A 4038-nucleotide genomic window follows, 5' to 3' on the forward strand; every position below is an offset into this window, starting at 1 on the left:
TTCAAGAGCCAACGTCATGCTCATCACCCCATCTCTGCGTCGTCGTGTTCTCCGGTGGCCGGGCGGCCGCCCCTTCACGGAGCGCCGCCCGGTCTCGCCTCACGGCATCAGCTGGTACTCGGGGAAGTTCCCGGGCAGCCGTTCGCCGGCCGGGCCCCGAGTGACCGCGCGCACCAGCAGTTCGCCGCCGACGAAGGCGCCGCTCCAGGAGGCGCCGAACCCGCCGAACAGTTCGTCGCGGTCGCCGCGGGAACGTGGCTTGCCGTGACCGACCTTGAACGCGCGGATCTGCGGGGCGAGCCGCTCGAAGGTGGCCCGGTCGTCGGTGGACAGGGTGGCCACCAGGGCGCCGTTGGAGGCGTTCATCGCGGCCAGGAGTTCCGCCTCGGTGTCGACCAGGACGATGGTGTCGACCGGGCCGAAGGGTTCGGCGTGGTGCAGGGGTGAGGAGGGGGGCGGGTTGAGGAGGGTGACGGGCTGGACGTACGCCGAGGTGTCCTGGCCGGGCAGGAAGCGGGCGTCGGCCTCGCTGCCGCGGTGCACGGGGACGGCTCCGCGGCCGATGGCCTCGGCGACCTGGTCGCGGAGTTCCTTCGCCTTGGCCGCGTTGATCAACGGCCCGAAGTCCAGTGCCGGGAAGGGGTTGTCGGGGTGTTCGACGGCGAGCGGGTGGCCGAGGCGCAGGGTGCGCACCGCGGGGAGGTAGGCCGTCAGGAACTCGTCGAACAGCTCGCGCTGGACGACGAAGCGCGGGTAGGCGGTGCAGCGCTGCTTGCCGTAGTCGAAGAGCTTGGGGATGACGGCGGTGAGCGTGTCCCAGTCGGTGTGGTTCCAGATGCCCCAGGTGTTGAGTCCCTCCTGTTCGAGTACGTGGCGCTTGCCGAGGTCGGCGACGGCCGTGGCGACGGCGGCGCCGGTGTCGCGGCCGCCGACGAAGGAGACGCAGCCGATCTCGGGCGCCCGGACCAGCGCCTCGGACAGCTCCCGCCCGCTGCCGCTGACGAGGGTGACGGGGATTCCCTCGCGGGCGGCGAGCGCGCAGGCCAGGGTCAGACAGGCGACGCCGCCGTCGGTCGGGGTCTTGGCGATGACCGCGTTGCCCGCCAGTGCCTGCACCAGCATGGCGTGAACGAGCACGCTCATCGGGTAGTTCCAGCTCGCGATGTTGGAGACCGGGCCGTCCAGCGGGGATCGGCCCTCGACCATCGGTTCGATGCCGTCGACGTACCAGCGCACGCCGTCGATGGCCCGGTCGACGTCGGCCTGCGCGAGCCGCCAGGGCTTGCCGATCTCCCAGACGAGCAGGAGCGCGAGGAGTTCGCGGTGCTGGGTGAGGGCGTCGAGGGTGGCCGCGACGCGGGCCCGGCGCTCTTCGAGCCGGATGTGGCGCCAGGCGCGGTGCTGGTCGAGGGAGGCGCGGACGGCCTGGTGGGCGGCTTCCCGGTCCAGGCGCGGCGGGCCGGCGATGGGACTGCCGTCGACGGGGCTGGTGGCGGGCAGTGCCCGGCCGTCGGCCTGCCAGGCGGAGGCCCAGAGGTTGAGGACGCGGTCGTCCCGGAAGGCCTCGGGGGCGACGGCGAGGCAGCGCTGCCAGGCGTCGTTCCAGGAGGTACCGGACTTCACCACGAGATGGGTGGAGTTGAGGGTCGTGGTCATGCGATGTCTCCGCTCTCGGTGCACAGTCGGGGGCGGGGTATGGGTGGGCGCGGCGGGGCCGGAAGGCTCTTTGTCCACCGCTGTGTGGTTCGGGTCAGGCCTGAGGGGCCTCGCGAGCCACGTCCTCGCGGGCCGTGTCCTCGCGAGCCGTGTCCAGCAGGGCGAGCACGAGGCGGGCCGTCTCGGTGGGGGTGTTCCCGACCTTGACGCCGACCGCCTCCAGCGCCGCCTTCTTCGCCTGCGCCGTGCCCGCCGAACCGGACACGATGGCGCCGGCGTGGCCCATGGTCCGGCCCTCGGGCGCGGTGAATCCGGCGATGTAGCCGACGACCGGCTTGGTGACGTGCTCGTGGATGTACGCGGCCGCCCGTTCCTCGGCGTCGCCGCCGATCTCCCCGATGAGGACGATCAGTTCGGTGTCGGGGTCGTCCTGGAAGGCCGCGAGGCAGTCGATGTGGGTGGTGCCGACGACGGGGTCTCCGCCGATGCCGACACAGGTGGAGAAGCCGATGTCGCGCAGCTCGTACATGAGTTGGTAGGTGAGGGTGCCCGACTTGGACACCAGGCCGACCCGCCCGGACCGGGTGATGTCCGCCGGGATGATGCCCGCGTTGGACTGGCCGGGGGTGATCAGGCCGGGGCAGTTGGGTCCTGCGATCCGTGTCCCCTTCTTCTTCGCGTACGAGGTGAAGGCGACGGAGTCGTGGACGGGGATGCCTTCGGTGATGACGACGGCCAGTCCGATCCCGGCGTCGGCGGCCTCGACAACTGCCGCTGCGGCAAAGGCGGGTGGCACGAAGACGACGGTGACGTCCGCTCCGGTCGCCCGTGTCCCGTCGGCGACCGAGCCGAAGACGGGGACGGTCCGGTCGTCGAAGTCGACCGTCTGCCCGGCCTTGCGGGGATTGACGCCGCCGACCACGTTGGTCCCGGCTGCGAGCATGCGCCGGGTGTGTTTCATGCCCTCGCCGCCGGTCATGCCCTGGACGAGGACCTTGGACTCCTTGGTCAGGAAGATGGCCATGTCCCGCTCCTTCACCTGGTGTGGGCGAGTTCGGCGGCACGGCGGGCGGCGCCGTCCATGGTGGTGGCCTGCTCGACCAGGGGGTGGGTGTGCTCGTCTAGAACGGCCCGGCCGCGGGCGGCGTTGTTGCCGTCGAGGCGCACGACGAGCGGCTTGGTGAGCCGGACCTCGTCGAGGGCGCTGACGATGCCGTCGGCGACCGCGTCGCAGGCGGTGATGCCGCCGAAGACGTTGACGAACACGGACTTCACGGCCGGGTCCGACAGGATGACCGTCAGTCCGTCGGCCATGACCTGGGCCGAGGCACCGCCGCCGATGTCGAGGAAGTCGGCGGGCCGGGCTCCGCAGCCGGCGACCACGTCGAGGGTCGACATGACCAGGCCGGCGCCGTTGCCGATGATGCCGACCTCGCCGTCGAGCTTGACGTAGTTGAGGCCCTTCGCTGCGGCGGCGGCCTCCAGGGGATCGTCGTACGCTATGCTCTCCGCGCTCCAACGAGCCTGCCGGAAGCGGGCGTTGTCGTCGAGGGTGACCTTTCCGTCGAGGGCGAGGATGTGCCCCTGACGGGTGCGGACGAGCGGGTTGACCTCGACGAGGACGGCGTCCTGGCGGACCAGTACCTCCCACAGTCGTACGAGCACGTCGACGCTCTGCGGCGGCAGGCCGGCCGCCTCGGCGATCTCGCCCGCCTTCGCCGAGGTGACGCCCTCGGCCGGGTCGATGTGTGTACGGGCGACCGCCTCCGGGCGGACCGCGGCGACCGCCTCTATGTCCATCCCGCCCTCCGCCGAGGCGATGGCGAGGAAGCGGCCCGCGGCCCGGTCCAGGACGTAGGCGACGTAGAACTCGCTCTCGATGTCGACGGGCTGGGCCAGCATGACCTTGCCGACCTTGTGCCCCTTGATGTCCATGCCGAGGATCCGGCGTGCCGTCCTCTCGGCCCCGGCCGGGTCGGTCGCGAGCCGCACCCCGCCCGCCTTGCCCCGGCCACCGGTCTTGACCTGCGCCTTGACGACGACGCTGCCGCCGAGCCCGCGAGCGATCGCACGGGCCTCCTGGGGCGAGTCGGTGACCTCCGCCCTCGGCACCGGGATTCCGTGTTCCTCGAAGAGGGCCCGCGCCTGGTGTTCGTACAGGTCCACGATGAGGCTCCTGTCTGAAGGTGATGCACGAATGAAAAGCGGCTGAAAAGTGCTGCACGCCCCCTGGACATCACTCACCGGATGCGGGATAACAATCTTCATACAGTATTCGTCGACTGTATGCAATGTGCCGAACAGGGGTCAGGACCAGCGCACTACCAGGACGCTCGAGGCAACGGACAAGTGAGGTGGCTTGTGTCGAGGACGGCTCTTGAG

3 protein-coding genes are annotated in these 4038 nt (G+C 70.8%); all 3 read right to left on the minus strand.

Features of this window, described 5'->3' with window-relative positions; genetic code table 11:
• Positions 1-99: 99 nt before the first annotated feature.
• Positions 100-1656, minus strand: a complete 1557-nt coding sequence (locus ACFVYN_RS41080; RefSeq protein ID WP_390007969.1) for an aldehyde dehydrogenase family protein — start codon at positions 1654-1656, stop codon at positions 100-102.
• Between the two features lie 94 nt (positions 1657-1750).
• A complete protein-coding gene (gene sucD, locus ACFVYN_RS41085; RefSeq protein ID WP_390007971.1) occupies positions 1751-2680 on the minus strand; it encodes a succinate--CoA ligase subunit alpha in 930 nt (309 codons plus the stop codon).
• An 11-nt stretch (positions 2681-2691) separates the two neighbouring features.
• On the minus strand, positions 2692-3822 hold the full coding sequence (gene sucC / locus ACFVYN_RS41090) for an ADP-forming succinate--CoA ligase subunit beta (RefSeq protein WP_390007973.1): 1131 nt from the start codon (positions 3820-3822) through the stop codon (positions 2692-2694).
• Between the last annotated feature and the right edge of the window lie 216 nt (positions 3823-4038).

It is taken from the genome of Streptomyces sp. NPDC058307 (genome assembly GCF_042880295.1).
Classification (GTDB): Bacteria; Actinomycetota; Actinomycetes; order Streptomycetales; family Streptomycetaceae; genus Streptomyces.

Coding starts and splice junctions, on each gene's coding strand:
- ACFVYN_RS41080 (WP_390007969.1), bottom strand. CDS start 1,656: ATGACCACGACCCTCAACTCCACCCATCTCGTGGTGAAGTCCGGTACC.
- sucD (WP_390007971.1), bottom strand. CDS start 2,680: ATGGCCATCTTCCTGACCAAGGAGTCCAAGGTCCTCGTCCAGGGCATG.